Annotated in this window: 17 protein-coding genes and 1 tRNA gene; 2 read left to right on the forward strand and 16 right to left on the reverse strand. The window is 46.6% G+C overall.

The annotated features are described in order from the left end of the window. Positions 1–7 precede the first annotated feature (7 nt). From A7975_RS34410 to A7975_RS30820, 13 genes are all read right to left on the reverse strand, one after another. Positions 8–181: a DUF7210 family protein gene (locus A7975_RS34410; protein WP_176707847.1), complete on the reverse strand. Its 174-nt coding sequence runs from the start codon at positions 179–181 to the stop codon at positions 8–10. A gap of 16 nt (positions 182–197) precedes the next feature. After that, complete coding sequence (locus A7975_RS30755) at positions 198–1,235, reverse strand: major capsid protein (RefSeq protein ID WP_065387705.1); 1,038 nt, start codon at positions 1,233–1,235, stop codon at positions 198–200. A gap of 12 nt (positions 1,236–1,247) precedes the next feature. Continuing rightward, positions 1,248–1,640, reverse strand: a complete 393-nt coding sequence (locus A7975_RS30760) for a head decoration protein (protein ID WP_065387706.1) — start codon at positions 1,638–1,640, stop codon at positions 1,248–1,250. Continuing rightward, positions 1,640–2,797: a head maturation protease, ClpP-related gene (locus tag A7975_RS30765; protein WP_176707848.1), complete on the reverse strand. Its 1,158-nt coding sequence runs from the start codon at positions 2,795–2,797 to the stop codon at positions 1,640–1,642. The genes A7975_RS30760 and A7975_RS30765 overlap by 1 nt, the downstream gene beginning before the upstream one ends. After that, positions 2,736–4,394, reverse strand: a complete 1,659-nt coding sequence (locus tag A7975_RS30770; RefSeq protein ID WP_218061042.1) for a phage portal protein — start codon at positions 4,392–4,394, stop codon at positions 2,736–2,738. Before A7975_RS30770 ends, A7975_RS30765 begins: the two co-directional genes overlap by 62 nt. A gap of 14 nt (positions 4,395–4,408) precedes the next feature. Next, positions 4,409–4,636 (reverse strand): DUF6148 family protein, encoded by a 228-nt coding sequence (locus A7975_RS30775; protein ID WP_065387709.1) that lies wholly within the window; start codon positions 4,634–4,636, stop codon positions 4,409–4,411. A 27-nt stretch (positions 4,637–4,663) separates the two neighbouring features. Beyond that, complete coding sequence (locus A7975_RS30780; RefSeq protein WP_065387710.1) at positions 4,664–6,511, reverse strand: phage terminase large subunit family protein; 1,848 nt, start codon at positions 6,509–6,511, stop codon at positions 4,664–4,666. Beyond that, the gene (locus A7975_RS30785; RefSeq protein ID WP_065387711.1) at positions 6,489–7,019 is read right to left on the reverse strand and encodes a hypothetical protein; all 531 of its coding nucleotides are present in this window, start codon (positions 7,017–7,019) and stop codon (positions 6,489–6,491) included. The genes A7975_RS30780 and A7975_RS30785 overlap by 23 nt, the downstream gene beginning before the upstream one ends. Before the next feature lie 524 nt (positions 7,020–7,543). Further along, positions 7,544–7,717, reverse strand: coding sequence for a hypothetical protein (locus A7975_RS34415; RefSeq protein WP_176707849.1), 174 nt, complete (start codon positions 7,715–7,717; stop codon positions 7,544–7,546). 478 nt (positions 7,718–8,195) lie between these two features. Continuing rightward, on the reverse strand, positions 8,196–8,525 hold the full coding sequence (locus A7975_RS30800; RefSeq protein WP_065387714.1) for a hypothetical protein: 330 nt from the start codon (positions 8,523–8,525) through the stop codon (positions 8,196–8,198). 385 nt (positions 8,526–8,910) lie between these two features. Next, a complete protein-coding gene (locus A7975_RS30810; protein WP_065387716.1) occupies positions 8,911–9,120 on the reverse strand; it encodes a hypothetical protein in 210 nt (69 codons plus the stop codon). Continuing rightward, positions 9,110–9,448 carry a YolD-like family protein gene (locus A7975_RS30815; RefSeq protein ID WP_065387717.1) on the reverse strand — a complete coding sequence of 113 codons (339 nt, stop codon included), beginning with the start codon at positions 9,446–9,448 and terminating at the stop codon, positions 9,110–9,112. The genes A7975_RS30810 and A7975_RS30815 overlap by 11 nt, the downstream gene beginning before the upstream one ends. A gap of 82 nt (positions 9,449–9,530) precedes the next feature. Further along, positions 9,531–9,600 (reverse strand) — tRNA-Gly (locus tag A7975_RS30820). Between the two features lie 1,209 nt (positions 9,601–10,809). Between A7975_RS30820 and A7975_RS30825 the strand changes: the two genes are divergently transcribed. After that, entirely contained in the window at positions 10,810–11,025 is a 216-nt protein-coding gene (locus A7975_RS30825) for a helix-turn-helix domain-containing protein (protein ID WP_065387718.1), read from the forward strand. A 2-nt stretch (positions 11,026–11,027) separates the two neighbouring features. Then, positions 11,028–12,194, forward strand: a complete 1,167-nt coding sequence (locus A7975_RS30830; RefSeq protein WP_065387719.1) for a tyrosine-type recombinase/integrase — start codon at positions 11,028–11,030, stop codon at positions 12,192–12,194. Positions 12,195–12,392: 198 nt separating this feature from the next. Here the strand turns inward: A7975_RS30830 and A7975_RS30835 are convergent, their stop codons facing one another. The 3 genes from A7975_RS30835 to A7975_RS30845 form a co-directional block, all read right to left on the reverse strand. Next, entirely contained in the window at positions 12,393–12,824 is a 432-nt protein-coding gene (locus tag A7975_RS30835; RefSeq protein WP_053376712.1) for a peptidylprolyl isomerase, read from the reverse strand. Positions 12,825–12,877: 53 nt separating this feature from the next. Next, positions 12,878–14,209, reverse strand: a complete 1,332-nt coding sequence (gene lysA, locus A7975_RS30840) for a diaminopimelate decarboxylase (protein ID WP_065387720.1) — start codon at positions 14,207–14,209, stop codon at positions 12,878–12,880. Between the two features lie 131 nt (positions 14,210–14,340). Continuing rightward, positions 14,341–15,990 carry a spore germination protein gene (locus tag A7975_RS30845; protein ID WP_053376714.1) on the reverse strand — a complete coding sequence of 550 codons (1,650 nt, stop codon included), beginning with the start codon at positions 15,988–15,990 and terminating at the stop codon, positions 14,341–14,343. Positions 15,991–15,992 lie beyond the last annotated feature (2 nt).

The raw sequence follows: 15,992 nt of genomic DNA on the forward strand, positions 1-15,992 counted from the left end.
GTTTTGCCTATTCCGTGTCGTTTGTGGAGTCCTTCGCTGCAAGCTTGCGCTTTTCTTCCACGACAACACCAAGTTCGATCAAACGTTCAGCATCTTCCTTTTTCAAACCCGATATTTCAGTGCCTTTTCGGTACTCTTTTCCGTTATGGGACACGGTGCCTTTGCTTACTGTGTATGCCATTGTCACTTACCCTCCTTTACATTACTTTCCCGACTGCCCAGCCGTTTACATCAGCAGGTATCGGAAATGGACGAGACATCATTTGCAGGTAACGAGCAGCCGGCTCTTTCGTAGTCCAAGATTGCGGCGTTATTTTAGCTTTGACATACTGGAAGGCGCCGTTGTCTCCCATGATTAGATTAGCGCCATATGCGAATTCGAACGGCTTACCGTCAGGAAGCATTGCCAACGTACCAACAGGTATGAAATCGACCTCATCGCCATCTTCATTGGTGTAGCTTGCAATCAAGCTGTAAACATGAAGGTCGATCTGCTGAAGGTATCCATGATAGGTAACTCCATCAGGCAGCATCTCTTGATTGAGGTTGCCGACGTTAATCACGCTGTTGTTATTGATTTTTGCAATGTCAACCACTTTAGGGTGGCTCATGATTCGTTTGCCAACTGCGAAGGTCGTCAAAATTTTGCGCGGTGTGCGTCCGCTCTTCTCCATAACATCACGTTTCATGTTCCCAAGAAGGCCTAGTACATCCGCGGCGTCATTGGAGAAGAGATCCGTTCCTGAGAGGGTATACATGTTGTCGAAATCGTAATCCAATTCCTGATTAACACCTTCGCCAATCTGAGTGACTTTACCCGTAAACATTAGGCTGGAGGCCATTTGCGCCTTCCTTTGATTGATTGTTCCCGTTAATTCGACAATGTCTTTGGCTAGTAGCTTTTGCCCTCTAACTTCTGGGCCATCAGGGTTGTACAGACTTTCGCCCGCTTGTCGAACTTGAAGATCGATAGTGGTAATAGTACGCATTGGTTTGAGCAATGCCGGCTTGTATTGTTGAGCCGTAAAACCAGTGCGAAGCACGACTTTACCAGGCAAAAGCTCGTTAACATATGGAGCGATCGGCTTGTGACCTTTTTTCGTCTGGATCTCGATTTCATCTTTTTCGAAGGTTTCACCTTCTGCAAAAAATTGGTCAACAAGGTACATGCTCGGGTTTGGTAGCGCCTCGACTACGCGGAACAGGTGCGGGAAAGAATAGATATCTCTTGGCATTGTTGGGCCTCCTTATTTAACCACTCGTTTTGTGATAATTCCGATATTACGTAGAGCCGTTTCATGGGTAGCAACAGTGTCTGTGCCGCCGAATTTCAAGGCATCGCGGTTGAATTCTCCGTCAGTATAGCCGACAGCTCGAACGTCAGCAGACGTGGCGTTTACCTCGACATCCGCAAGGACAACAAACGGATCTTCGGAGCCGTCCGTTTTGGTCGAATCAACCTTTGAAGTTATTGGTGTGCCTGCGTAAAGATCAGACTCCGCCAATTGCGACAGCTTTCCGAGCACCGTTCCTCGCGTTACAATTCCATTTCCGGACTTGACGATGATTGCAATTGCTGTCGGCGGCTTAACATTACCGGCGAACAGGTCGTCGAACTTCTGGCTTTCATATGCTGGCATTAGCCTCTACCTCCTAGTTTGTTAATAAGCTCTGTTGCATAACTAACCATATTGTCAACAGCTGCTTCTTCCTCGGCAGCGTCTTTCACGGCTTGATCAGCTGGCTGTTGCGTAACGACCGCTGCTGCACCGCTGTTTTGTGCGTCCTTGATTCTATTTTCAGATTCTTGGGATACACGTTCAGCAGAAGCTTTCACGATCATCATCGCAACATCACCGGCAGTATCGCCATTAGCAATGGCATCTTTGATAAACGCCGCAGCCCCAGGAGCTCCCGCCAAATCATTAAGCGCAGCAATCCGGCTGCGCTCCGTTTTAATGGCCTGTGTCATAATTTCATTGACCAAGTTCGGGTGTTTCTCTTTCAATTCAGTAAAATTCATCGGCAATTCGCCCTCCTCGTTCTCGTTATGTCCGTTTGGTTCAATAACTGGCTCACCTGCATTGTTGGTGACCGTCCCGGCTGACAATTTCGTTAAATCTAAACCATCGATGCTTTTGTTTTTTAAAAGCTCGTTACGTAATTTATCAATGACTTCTGCTGGGAGCACCGCCCCCATTGAAATGCTGTTTGTTACGGCGTGTTCGTTCTCACTAAACATGATTTCATCCACAAACCCAAGTCGCTGCGCCTCTTGAGCATTAAGCCAAGTTTCCTTGTTCATCATGGCAAGCAGTTCGTCGCGGTTCATGCCCGTTTTAATGGCATAAGCATTTGAAATAGCCTCGTCCGTGCTACTAAGCATCCCACGGCCTTGCTCCATGACCCCTTTGTCGCCCCAAGCACTGGTCGTTGCATTATGGATCATAATTTGAGCGGTAGGGGAAATGGTTACCTTATTTCCTGCCATTGCGATAAACGAAGCGGCGCTTGCTGCGACCCCAGTTATCTTCACTATAATGTTCGATGCATGTTCTTTGAGCATGGTATAAATTTCTGAACCAGCAAAGACCGAACCGCCTCCGGAGTTTATCGAAATTTCAATATCCTCATCGCCAGCATCTTCGAGTACTTTGGCTACAGCTCCGGGATTGATTGTTGGAATTCCGAACCAATCATAGATCCATGCTTCGCTATCTCCGACAACAGTGCCGTTAAGCTTGACCTTTTTCGGCATTTTCTTCTTCACCCCCTTCCGAGCTTTCATCTGCATCATCTTCTGATTTTCCTGAAGCTTGTTGTTGCGGATCTGCACCGACATTAGAAGAAAGTCCTAGATCAGCCAACCGAGTTTTTTCATATGCACGCTGCTCAATGTTTTGTTCCCATGAACCGCCTGTAAGCTCTGCAGTTTCGCGCTCCGCCGTCGAAAAGTTGTTTTCAATACGTGTAACCGCAGCGTCAACTTCCTTCGTTGGATCAAGCAGCCCTTGGCTTGGACCATGCCATTCCGCCCGCGTGTAGGCATGGAAAATAGCCGGATCATCAAAGATGCCCGGCGCGTCAATACGGCCTTTAGTTACCGCCTCAACAAACCATTCCTCATAAATTGGCTGACAAAAAGATTTCGCCAACCAAGATCGACGCATTCGATACATCTTCCAAGCTTCCAACAGTGCACCACGACTTGCGGAGTACGATGAAGTGAATTGCTTGGTCAGAATTTCAAAAGGCAATTCCAGCGCCGCCGAAATCTGCCGCAGCAAGGCGTTGACGAACCCGACATAATCAGGATTCGGACGCGTTGGATTTGCAAACTGAACCTCTTCGCCAGGATCCAAATAGACAATAGCTCCACGCCCCATTTTGACATTATCGCCACCAGTTCCGGGTATTGGCTCCTGATATTGGTTGTCTGTCTCAGGGGATTCCATGCCGTGCATATAGTCATCATCTTCTGCAGGAGTCTTCACGAATACGGTGTACATGGCCGCAATGACAGCAGCCATCAGTTCTGCCTCTGTGTACTGATCGAGTTGCTTCAGCGATTCAATGATCGGTGAAATAACAGGAATCCCCCGGCGCTGCCCCGGTCTCTCAGCTTCAAACAAATGGATGACGTTGAGCCGTCCCGTAAGCTTGCCGTATTTCTCCACCCTGACCCAATCCTTTGGAGAAACTGCGGTCGTGTCGCTTCCGGGATGATGATTGGAAAAGTGGTATGCGACGACCATACCGTCATCATCCACCTCAACCCCCGATTGAATGAGCTCTGGTTTCAATAGCGCGGCCGCAAGCGGCGTGTCACATCGATCAGCTTCAACGATGTTAACTCTAAGGTCATATACGGAATGCTTTCGTGGCAACATCGGCAATAAGCCGAACACATCCCCACTCATGAGTGATGATATAAAGGCCAATGATTGAAGCTCATAAAAATCATTAAGTCCAGCGGCGTCACATTTGGTTGTTTCTGCCCACATGGACCACTCCCTATAAATACTGTCGCGAAGCTTTTTCTCTTGACTCTTACTGAGCTTCAGATATTTGGAATCGAATGCAGGCTTAAGCTTAAGTCCGGTACCGACAATGTTTGTTCGCAACCCTTTGTGCGCTGCTGCTACAATGTCCGATCCCATATGCAAATCTCGCGCCCGAGTCCGCAACTGCTCCAAATTATTATGGATATCTGCATCAGCATCACCTGCAGACGTTTGCCACATCACCATGGACTTTTTCGTCTGGCTGGCTCCGTGGCGGCCGTAGCCTTTCCCATAACCCGCCATGACGTTTCGTACAGCTTCATGCCTTGCAGTCTCTGCACGGGATGAAGCGCGCTTCTCCGCCCACCCAGGAGCTACAAACCCGATCATCCGATCGAGCCTGTTCATAGATCAAACGGGGTAATGCTCCTCACTTTAGTGCGCCGTCTGCCCGATTCAAGTTCATTACACATGCGACCATAATATTTTTTGCGTTCGAGCACCGTGCTCATATCTACACGCGTTAATGATCGGCCAGCAATGCTGTATGATTGACCAGTCGCAAGCGCGATCTCCGCATCGGTCCATAATTTATACATAGCTTGAGCTTCTGCAAGTGTCATTCTTGGCATTTTCCCTTTCACCTCCCTTCACGCAATTTAGATGCTGCTTGATACTCCTTGCTTACGCCGTTTCTTGCCGACCACCGCTCCACCCGGTGCTATTTTCGGACCGTTAGGTTGCCGTTCGATCGGCAAGGAAAGGTTTGGTCGCAATATTTCAATGACCGCTCGATTGTAGACAGCTAAGTCGAACGGTTCATTTCGGTCCCTTACCTTTTTCCAAGTCTTATACTTTTGTCCGCTAATGGTTTGATAGACAGGTACTTCAGCTGTCAGACCAAGGAAATACTCTTCCGTGTATCCCCTATCCTCACCAGGGAAATGGCAGTATAGTGGACCCGGTTCCTTAACATTCAGGCTATCGAACACTTTGACTTTTCCATCATCAACGCCAAGTATCCAGAGCGCGGCACCCTCAAGCTGTGTCTTGCTTTTTTTATGAATAAAAGGGACTTCTTTAGCTGTTTTCGCGCTGATACCTTGCCCTTTTATCGCGTAGATATGGCGGTAGTTCCTTGGTCGCGTGAACTCGTAAACCTCTTTTGTATAGTGTCCACCGGAGTCCATGCATGCGCCAATGATTCGATATTCACGACCATTCTCCCCAATCCATGAGCGGCACAAGAATTCATCCAGCTCGCGCCATATATCCGGTTTGTCTAGGTTGCCGTAAATTCTGTGGTATTCAATTCCCCACGATTCTTTACCAGCGCCCCACCCTTTTACCTCGATCTCAAAGCGGTCATCCTGAGTATCGATGGCAGCCGTTATAACTTTTACATCAGCAGGAACTTCATAATATGGTTCACGACGAGCTGCTAGTGTTTTCTCGTTTACGCCTTTTTGCTTTGTCTCCCAAGGCTCACCGAGGACAGTATTTATAAAAACCTTTAGCTTGTCTACGCCTTCCCTTTTTGCAACTAAAAAAGCTTTCGCAACCTCGCGCCAATCTGACCACGGGCTGGAAAGCTGATTGATGTGAAAGCCACGCCGAGTTGAATGCTCTTTACGAGCGATCCAAGCACCTTCTCCGCGCTTCCATTCCTTTTCAGTGCCAAGCACGCCACAGTATACGCAGCGATGTTCAGCCTTCGTGACGACGATCTCGCCACTCTCGGAGACATAATGCTCATAAACAATGCCATCCTTGAAGCGCAGCGCCTGCAGCTCGTTGCAATGCGGGCAAGGAAGACACCACTGCTCCATTGTACTATCCTCATAAAGCTGGTTGATCCGTGAGGTCTCTTTATCAACCGGCGTTGAAACGAATAGATGACGGCGTTTGTGTCTGAATGTCTTGGTCCGCGCAGTCGCAAGCGAGATAGGATCGCCCTCCTTACCTGCTGAAACAGGAAACCTGTCCACCTCATCACACAATACAATCTGGACTGGTCTTGACGACAAGCCAGAAGGTGCGTTTGCCCCGACGATCGTCACATATCCGCCTGGGAAAGACTTCTCTTCAATGGTATTTCCGCTGTCCCGAGATTTGGCAACTCCGATCTTGCTTCGCAGCACTTCACTGTTATTAATCATTGGAGTGAGGCGCTTCTTAGAATACGCCTGAATCAAATCCTCGTTCGGGAGAACGTGCATGATAGGGCAAGGCTCCTGGTCAATGTAAGAGCCGGTAACGTTCAGCAAGAATTCCGTCTTGCCGACTTGAGCTGAAGCCATGATCACGACTTCTTCCCAAAACTCAATCGAATTCATGATCTCGCGTTGGTATTCAGCCCTAGACGTCCGCCACGGACCCGCCTCTGCACTACTTTCGGTAGTCAATACACGGTGCTGGTCCGCCCAATCTGAAACACTGAGGCGCCTTTTCGGCTCCCAATGACGATTGGATCGCGTGAATAAGTCAACTGTCTTCCGGACTACCATGATCTAATTCGCCCCCAATCTTATCCGGGGTGTACTTTGCCAACGACGACAATGCCGTTTCGATCTCTCGGCGGACAATGGACTCCACAACGTCAGCTGGCTCATTGTCGCACTCCGTTGCAATCCTGCTCGGGACGCCAAGCATCCGTGACTTAGTCGTCAGAATTAAATCGGATAGTAATCTCTCGACATCGGCAGCAGCATGCAGATTCCCTTTCATCTGTTCAAGCTCAAGCGCGGATTTCTCCGCCTTGGTCTTTTCATGCTCGGTCTTATAGTCGATCAGTTTTGGCTTCTTGCTATCTTCTTTGCCGCCCAGCAGGTTCTCAATGTAATCCCGAACTGCTTGGCCGAGCACGAATTTGCCTCGACTTACTGGTTTAAGCACGCCTTCAGTAACGAGCTGCCTAACCCAACGATCCGACTTTCCGACGATGGCGGCCAGCTCGCCTGTTTGAATTATGCTATCGTTGATAGTCGTTTCGGATTCCGTCTTTTTCTTTGCCATCGTCGGCACCTCACTTCCGTTTATATCCAATCCATCCCAACGATGAAATCAATTAGCTTTAATGAAGCCGATTATTTAAAAATATCAATAACGACCTGACTGATTCGGAAGCGGAAGGAAATTTTCTGAAATAAAACTAGTTGAAAATCGGGCTCACGCGTACCCGCAGTTGTTTCAAAGTCCAGAGGGACCCAAATTCAAATATTTTCAGGGCTTCCGAGCCTGTACTCGCACGTTCTGTCCCTGATACTCCCGCATTGCAACACCATCGATCACCGCGGCTGTTCGCAAACAACGTTCCCTTGGCGGATAGAAGTCTTAAACCTTATGGACTTACTACCACAGAATCATACATGTTCTATTCCTCATATGATCTTTGGTCAGATTTATTTGCGCTTCAGCTGCGCTATATTCTTTATTAAAACCTTTATGCTTTTTGATCATTATCTTGATTACGATCAATGAAGCCACTAGGGCGAAGATTATTAATGCGACTGCTAAATAACATAGAATCATTACAACACTCAATAGCACTCACCACACTTCACGTTATTTTTGATCCAGCTAAGCGTATGCGAAATGCCAACATGAGGATAAACGATCTCTCGTCGCTTGCCCTCATGACCGCACTTATATGTAACGTTGATCGTCTGTACATCTGGCCTGCTGCTCGTTGCCTTCGCGGGCTTCTTAGCCATGATCAGCTTCTTCTTTTCGTTTTGGCTCTGTCCGATCTGTCAGAATAAAATTGCTAGGAACGTCTCTAATCGGCACAACGTTGATATATAAAAATAGCGTGAGGAATATTGAGAATATGGATAGCCGTTGCAGTATCATATAAACCCTCCTTTCGTGGCAATAAAAAAAGCCGCTCCATTTAAGGGCGACTCTGATAACGATATAAGGTAGAGCAGGTATAAAAGCATGAGGTCGCTTTGCTCCTCACTAAAGGCATGGAAGCGCGTAAGACGCGCATTTATATTTAAAGCATACGGACTTTGTAACTTGAGAGGAAGAACAAGGTCATTATATCGATGGAACATTTTGGAGTCAAACTTTCTTTTAGCGATTTTCATGAAGAAAACAACCTAACACACGTTCGTACTTCTTTATACTATTGCTTATGCTCTTTTCGAAAAAGATAAAGCCACTCATTTGAGTGACTTCATCATATTTTTAACGTTTGCCTATCTCTAAATCCTTAATAAGTACTTTCGCAAAGGTATCGTCATCAAATTTTATCAATACAAAGTCAATTAGAGATACACCTTCTCTCGAAACCTCGATGACCCTTGCGTTCTTACCGTTTAAATCATCTAATTTGACATTTGTTAATACTTTTAAACCATTGCATACCGGACAACTTTTGTACTTTGTGATCCCCGATCGTTCCATGTGTCGTTTCGTATCGTAATTGGAAGGAGCATTATGGCTAAAACGATCCCACTCACGATCCCACTCTTCTGTTACTACCTTGCCTTCTCCTTCGCATCTAAAGCATTTCATAATTAACACCTCCCTTTTCAACATATTTCGCCAACAGGAAAGGATTTCCTCTTTTGGTGTCGAAAGAACTAGGTAGAAAGGAGGGGTTGATGTGAGAATAGTTGAGGACTTGTGGAATGTCTTTTCTCCGGTATTATTACGCTTCGTTATCGTTGCAGCAACTTTATTGGCGTTAGGTTCATTTATTTATTCTTTTGATAAATAATGTTTAGATCAGGATTTGCTCTTACCACACACGAACATCTAGCCGCCGCCAAATTCAATCAAACACCAGTCGTTGCATGGCAGGATGGCGAGATCATCGACTTTGGCGGCGTGATTGAGAAACAAGACGATCACACCGTCACAATTAATGGAATGCATTATGTAAAAGCCGCCTGCGAATTCAAGGTTCGCTAAGCGGCTTTTTTTCTTCGTCAAAATTACCTTTATACAAGTCATCAAGCAGATGCGTGAGCATGATCTTCTTAGCAACCCACATCAAAATCATTCCACTGTCGATGCTCTTTGCCTCGTCATATCCGTCGATCTTTAGTCGAAGCTCCTCTGCCTTACCTTCAAGATGCTCGACCAGTTTTTGGCGATCAATGCTCAAGACTGGCGCCCTCTATATCCTTAATCAGAAACCATTCGCCGTCAACCATAAATCGGCCTTGCAGTTGATCAACCCGATCCACGATGCCGTTAACTTCGAGATCCTCAAATTCATGAAACATCTTAAGCTTAATTGGTTCTCTCCGCTGCATTGATTCTTGAACCGAACGCGATACATCTTCCCATTCTTGCTCATCAAGATGGATCCGCTGCCGTTTTTGCCGCTCGATATCCCATGCATTCAATGCCACTTTATGCTCAGGCAGCATCATTCGGCTGCTCTCCCACATCCCGTTACCTTCAAGTTTTTTCCGCGATCCTGTCGCCATTAGAACACCGTCCTTCTTATCTGATGTTCTTATTATATGCGAACAGATGTTCTTAAATACAGTCTTGACTTTTTTAATTGTAAGCGAACAGCGGGACTCGAACCCACATCAGCAGCTTGGAATGCTGCAGCACACCTTTATACCATGTCCGCATATCAGAGAGCGGTAATTTATTACATGCGCCTACCGCCGATGCGCCATCCTCGGAATGAGATTTCAGCGGCCTCAGACTATTGTCCTCATAAGCCTTTTTCTTAATTTGTTTTTACTCCGCAGGCTGTGTCACCAGAATGAAGGTTTCCCCCTCATCAAGTACTCGGTAGCCTACCGACCCTGCGGAGCTGGCTGAGTCGTCGCTTAATCCACGCTGGTTGATTTAGCGAAAAAGAACACACATCACTAGACGCTCACAATGACATTTTAAGAGACTTTGTATTTTAGTGTCCTGTTACGAGGCAGAACACCAAACATTTGTTCTCGCGGCAAATCTGAGCGTCAGGTGAAGAGATGACCGATCACCTCCAACAACAATTGTTGTATATGATCTAAAGAAACCAAAAGAGCAGCATGCCCGCAGAAGTACCCTTGCGGATTTTAGGAGTCCTTATGGCTCGAAGCCTGCCTACTGCCGGAATGAGCATGTTAGTGTGTCGGGTGCTGCTCTCGTTTGTCTTCTCACTTATAGGTGGCGCCCGCATGACAAGAAATGGCGCTTTTTACTTTTAATTGCCAATTATGTACCATTACTAACAAATCATTGAAATTGTCAAAGAACAATATATGTAAAGGCCAGCCATGCACGGCCGGCTCGTGGCGGAGATCCGCGACCATACCGTTATTTTCAACGATATGGTTTCAACCTATTCCGCAACAGGTCCAAGGCGCTTACGCGCTCTTCAGGCGGTTATCTAACCAAAGTTATTGTAAGGGCTACTAAACTAATGACCAACGCCGCGATGCTAATAATAACGGCTGCTGTCAATATTTTGGACGTCTTCATATATCCATCCCCTTTGTGATATAATTTTTAAAGAGAAAGAAACAGCACCCTTATATTTCACCATCCCCTAGACCAAGGCTCCTTTCGGAGCCAAGGCTTCGGGTACTGCTTAGTGGCTGAGTGTGATGATGAGGGCGATTGTCGAGTTTATCAGGCTAATGATTGCACTCACTAGCGTGATGATTACTGCTCGATTATCTACTTGCTGTTTCTTTTTCTTTTTGGCCATCTTGTTCTCACCTCCTTATATTCTTATTATATACGATATTCGTATATATGTCAACGATTTTCGTATAATTAATTACGATTTTCGTAGACATTGTTACGATATTCGTATTATAATGAGATTGAGGTGATAAGCATGCTAAGATTAAAAATTGATAAGCTATTGCATGATCGACATATGAATCCAAATCAACTATCCAAGTTGACAGGTATCCGTTATCCAACTGTCCTTGATATGTGTAATAACGATTCCAAAGCTTGGTCGCCAGATAATCTTAATAAAATTATGGTGGCGCTTGAAATTGAAAATGTAAACGAATTGATTGAATACGAAAAAGAGCAGGAGGATTAATCATGCCGATATATCCTTATACCAAAAGCGGAAAAGAACACTGGTACTATGCTTTTGAAGTTAAGGACCGAAATGGGAAGCGTAAGACAATCAAGGAACGAGGGTTTACTGGGAAGACTGCAGCGAGGGAAGCTGAACGTCTGGCGCGTGTTGAGTGGGACAAAGGAACGTATCTCGATCCCTCGAAATTGACTGTTGAAGACTATTTGCCGCAATGGCTCAAAGACAAGCAAGACATTTCTCCGGAAACAAGGGAGACATACGAAAGCCATCTCAAAGTTCATATCAATCCAGCAGTTGGAAAAGTTCTTGTCCAGAAGTTCGGTGTTAAAGATATAAAGTCTTTGATCAAGTTTCTCCAAGAATACAAACAAGAAAATGGGAAGAATCTTTCCGAGGGAACCATCAAAAAGATTTACAACATTGTGCAGACCGCTTTCGGAGCTGCCAAAATCGAAGGCTTGATTAATATCGACCCTTTTGATTCGATGGACAAGGGCTCTGTTCCAAAGGTTAATAAAGTAAATCATGATTATTGGACCAAAGATGAGGTTAAACAATTCTTTAGCAAGCTTGACCACAGATTCAAAATCCTTTTCGTAATCGCGGTTTATACAGGCATGCGTCGCGGAGAGATAACCGGGCTGCGATGGTCTGACGTCGATCTTGATAATGGCATATTGTCGATAAGGCAGACTTTGAAGCCGCGAGGACGTATCAAGGACGGTGGTAAGAGTGTAAATGCATCTCGTTCAATCACGCTTTCACCATTCGTGATAAGCGAACTCAAGAAGCACAGGGCTATGATTGTTCAAGAACGTTGGGGTGCTGTGGAGAGATACCGAAATCTAAGCGAACTGGAGCATGCACAGAAGAACTACAAAGATTTGGACTTGGTAATATGCCAAACAAATGGCGATCCAATCAGCATTGGTAATTTCACAAAGTTTTGGAACGGGGTTATCAAGAAGACTGAAATGCGCTACATCAAGTTTCATGACCTGAGACATACATGTGCCTCCCTGTTACTCAGTAACGGAACACATCCAAAGGTCGTACAGGAATTGTTAGGTCATTCATCAATATCAATAACACTTGATACGTACTCGCATATGCTGCCTAACATGCAGGAAGAAGCCGTTAAATCGTTAGACAAATTATTGAATTAACTCATGTCGTGTCAAGTCACGGCATTTTATTATTACCGATTCCCTACCAAACACCCTACCAAAGCCTTTTTTAAGGCAAATAAAAAACCGCCTAATCCTTTATATATCAAGGGATTGGCGGTTTTTATTGTATCGGGATACTCTTTTCTGACCCCGAAGGAAAGCTGCACTTACATAATTATAGTTAGTATCTTAACACTAAATCGTTTCAACTTCAACCTTTTCCATTTTGTCTCCGCCTTTGAAAGCATCAACAAACTCCATACCCTTCGATACTTTACCGAAAACAGTATGTCCGCCATCCAAATGCGGCTGTGGAGCGTAACCGATATAGAATTGGCTGCCGCCTGTGTTACGGCCAGCATGTGCCATAGCAAGCGTTCCGCGCTCATGCTTGTTCGGATTGATTTCACAATTGATTGTGTAACCAGGACCGCCTGTACCAGTTCCGTTCGGGCAACCGCCTTGTGCAACGAAACCAGGGATAACACGGTGGAAAGTAAGACCGTTGTAGAAGCCTTCGTTAGCAAGCTTCTCGAAGTTTGCTACTGTATTTGGCGCGTCTTGATCGAATAGATCGATTAGAACTTCTCCGCCGTTTGCTAGTGTGATTTTTGCTTGTTTTGCCATTGCTGCATCTACCTTTCTTTTATCCAGATAAGACTACGTTACCAATATCGCCCTTATTTCGCAAGCGGTGATTTTTGAAGTCTTGCCGGAATGACGTCGTTACATACGATATTTTCAAGCGATTCACGTTTAACTGCAAGGTCAGCCTGGCCGTCTTTAACAAAAACGACAGCAGGACGACGGATGCGGTTATAGTTGCTCGCCATTGCATAATTATAAGCACCTGTACAGAAAACAGCAAGCAAATCGCCATTTTCGGCTTTAGGCAATTCCAAATCCCAAATCAGCATATCGCCGCTTTCACAGCATTTGCCCGCGATAGAAACGGTTTCTTCTGCTGCATCATTCGCACGGTTGGCAAGCACAGCCTCGTATTTCGATTGGTAAAGCGCTGGGCGAGGGTTGTCCGTCATGCCGCCGTCAACAGCGATATATTTGCGAACGCCAGGAATGTTTTTGCTAGTGCCCACTGTATACAAAGTCGTTCCTGCATCGCCTACCATGCTGCGGCCCGGCTCTACCCAAATCTCAGGCAATGGGAATTCTGCGTTTGTAAAGTTCGTAATAATCGCACCCGTAATGGCTGCAACATATTCAGCAATTGGAAGCGGAGTATCGCCTTCAACATAACGAATGCCGAAGCCGCCGCCAAGGTTGATTACTTTAAATGTCAGGTCAAGCTCGTTGCGGATCGAAACCGCGAAATCAGCAACCTTGTCCACAGCCATACGGAAACCTTCTACTTCGAAAATTTGCGAACCGATATGGGAGTGAACGCCCAAAATAACAAGGTTAGGCAAAGCAAGAGCTTCTTGAATAGCTTGTTTTGCTGCGCCATTTCCAAGGTCAAAGCCGAACTTAGAATCCTGTTGGCCTGTAGAGATGTAATCATGCGTATGGGCTTCTACGCCTGGCGTAATGCGAAGCAAAATATTCACTTTTTTGCCTTTGTCGCCTGCAAGTGCGTTAAGCAGTTGAAGCTCCATGAAATTGTCTACTACGAAGCAGCCAATGCCTGCATCAAGCGCCATGTTGATTTCTTCAGGCGTTTTGTTGTTGCCGTGGAAATGAATGCGCTCCGCCGGGAAACCCGCTTGCATAGCTGTGTACAGTTCGCCGTCGGACACGACATCCAGCGATAGCCCCTCTTGCTCAGCAATCGCGCACATAGCCATTACGCTGAACGCTTTGCTTGCATAAGCGACTTGGAAACGAAGGCCGGAAGCCTTGAATGCTTCAACATACTCGCTCGCACGCTGACGTACAAGTGCCTCGTCCACGATATATAGTGGCGTTCCAAATTGTGCAGCCAAATCAGCTACATCACAACCGCCAATTTCCAAATGTCCTTTAGTGTTAATTTTACTAGTTCCATGCAGGTACATAATTTCCCCTCAGCTTTCTTCTATCTGCATGCAGATAGAACGGATAGAATTTGCATCAATAGCATCAGTATAACGCAATCTACCCGCACTGCGAAATGGATAAATCAACATTTCATTTGCATTTTGTGAATCTACTCGGTTTTAGGCATCTTATCGATCTGCTGCGCTCTCAGGTTATTTGGACGCGTCCGGTTGTACAGCACCGGCTGGCGTATAAGGATGCTCCACAGCGCCTTCAAGTCAAACGGGATGAACGGCCACATGTACGGACGGTTGAATGAGCGCTCCATCACCAGCATCAGCAATATGGCAGTCGTCGCAATGACGAAGCCAGGCACACTGAAGGCAGACACCGACACAATCAGCACGAGTCGCACGATTCGATTCGCAAGCCCCAGCTCATAGCTTGGCGTGGCAAACATGCCGATTGCGGCTACTGCCATATACAAAATAACCTCATTGACAAAAATACCGGTCTTTACCGCAATATCGCCGATTAAAATCGCAGCTACGAGCGACATCGCCGTTGCGAGCGAGGTTGGCGTATGCACCGAAGCCATCCTCAGCAGATCGACACCGATCTCGGCGAGGAGAAACTGAACGACGAGCGGCAGCTTTGCCGTTTTATTAGGTCCTAGAAATTCAAGCGCAGGCGGCTTCAGCTCCGGATGCATAACAAACAGAAGCCAAAGGGGCAGCATGAACAAAGAAGCAAAAATGCCGATAAATCTCACCCAGCGCAAATAGGTGCCGATAAACGGAGTTTGGCGGTTTTCCTCCGCATGCTGCATGAGATCGGCATACGTCGTCGGAAGGGTCATCACGCTTGGCGAAGTATCAACGAATACCGCCACGTAACCTTCAAGCAAATGCGCCGCTACCGTATCGGGCCTCTCCGAATACCGTACAAGGGGGAACGGGTTCCATCCGCGCTTTACGGTAGACTCTTCGAGCTGCTTGTCCGCAAGCGGCAAGCCGTCTATTTTCACCATTGAAATTTTATCTTTAATCGATTTAAGAAGCTCTTGGTCGACGATATCATTAATATAAGCGATACATACATCGGTCTGCGTTCGCTCGCCTACTCTTACAATTTCATAGCGAAGCTGCGGATCGCGGAGTCGCCTGCGGACAAGTGAAACGTTGACCATCAACGTCTCTACAAAGCCGTCCCTGCTGCCGCGTACAACCTTCTCTAGCGACGGCTCCTCCGGCCCCCTTGAAGGGAAGGACTTCGCGTCTATCATGATGACCCATGATTCCCCGTCTATAAAAAAAGCGGTCACGCCGGACATTACGCCCGTGAGCATGTTGTTCCAATCCGCTTCCTTCGTCACCTGGGCTGCCGGGACGTACAAATCAAGGAATGAATGAAACGCATGAGCGGACAAATCCTCTGGCTGCAAGAAGGTCAAACGCTTGAGCACCTCTGTCAGCACGGTATCCTTCACTAAACCATTCATGCAGAGCATCGCCGTTTTCTTCTCGCCGAACGTCATCTCCCTGACGACCACATCGAAGCTTGTTTTATAACCGATCTCATGCTCCAAGCGGGAGAGCACTTCATCCAAGTCATCAGGAATCGGAGATTTGTCCTCCTCCCCCACTTTATGAGTAGCAGACTTCCCTATTCTTGGCCTCTTCTCTGTATGCGCGGCGGAGGCTTCATCGCGTGATGAACCCGACTCCTCCCGCTGCTGCTGTTCTCCGGAAATCTGTGCGTAGGATGCTTCTTGGCTATCTCCGTCTTCATGACCATGTTCTGAATGATGATCCTTCATAT

Source organism: Bacillus sp. FJAT-26390 (assembly GCF_001682865.1).
In the GTDB taxonomy this organism is placed as follows: domain Bacteria; phylum Bacillota; class Bacilli; order Paenibacillales; family Paenibacillaceae; genus Pristimantibacillus.

Coding starts and splice junctions, on each gene's coding strand:
- A7975_RS34410 (WP_176707847.1), bottom strand. CDS start 181: ATGGCATACACAGTAAGCAAAGGCACCGTGTCCCATAACGGAAAAGAG.
- A7975_RS30755 (WP_065387705.1), bottom strand. CDS start 1,235: ATGCCAAGAGATATCTATTCTTTCCCGCACCTGTTCCGCGTAGTCGAG.
- A7975_RS30760 (WP_065387706.1), bottom strand. CDS start 1,640: ATGCCAGCATATGAAAGCCAGAAGTTCGACGACCTGTTCGCCGGTAAT.
- A7975_RS30765 (WP_176707848.1), bottom strand. CDS start 2,797: ATGATGCAGATGAAAGCTCGGAAGGGGGTGAAGAAGAAAATGCCGAAA.
- A7975_RS30770 (WP_218061042.1), bottom strand. CDS start 4,394: ATGATCGGGTTTGTAGCTCCTGGGTGGGCGGAGAAGCGCGCTTCATCC.
- A7975_RS30775 (WP_065387709.1), bottom strand. CDS start 4,636: ATGCCAAGAATGACACTTGCAGAAGCTCAAGCTATGTATAAATTATGG.
- A7975_RS30780 (WP_065387710.1), bottom strand. CDS start 6,511: ATGGTAGTCCGGAAGACAGTTGACTTATTCACGCGATCCAATCGTCAT.
- A7975_RS30785 (WP_065387711.1), bottom strand. CDS start 7,019: ATGGCAAAGAAAAAGACGGAATCCGAAACGACTATCAACGATAGCATA.
- A7975_RS34415 (WP_176707849.1), bottom strand. CDS start 7,717: ATGGCTAAGAAGCCCGCGAAGGCAACGAGCAGCAGGCCAGATGTACAG.
- A7975_RS30800 (WP_065387714.1), bottom strand. CDS start 8,525: ATGAAATGCTTTAGATGCGAAGGAGAAGGCAAGGTAGTAACAGAAGAG.
- A7975_RS30815 (WP_065387717.1), bottom strand. CDS start 9,448: ATGGCGACAGGATCGCGGAAAAAACTTGAAGGTAACGGGATGTGGGAG.
- A7975_RS30825 (WP_065387718.1), top strand. CDS start 10,810: ATGCTAAGATTAAAAATTGATAAGCTATTGCATGATCGACATATGAAT.
- A7975_RS30830 (WP_065387719.1), top strand. CDS start 11,028: ATGCCGATATATCCTTATACCAAAAGCGGAAAAGAACACTGGTACTAT.
- A7975_RS30835 (WP_053376712.1), bottom strand. CDS start 12,824: ATGGCAAAACAAGCAAAAATCACACTAGCAAACGGCGGAGAAGTTCTA.
- lysA (WP_065387720.1), bottom strand. CDS start 14,209: ATGTACCTGCATGGAACTAGTAAAATTAACACTAAAGGACATTTGGAA.
- A7975_RS30845 (WP_053376714.1), bottom strand. CDS start 15,990: ATGAAGGATCATCATTCAGAACATGGTCATGAAGACGGAGATAGCCAA.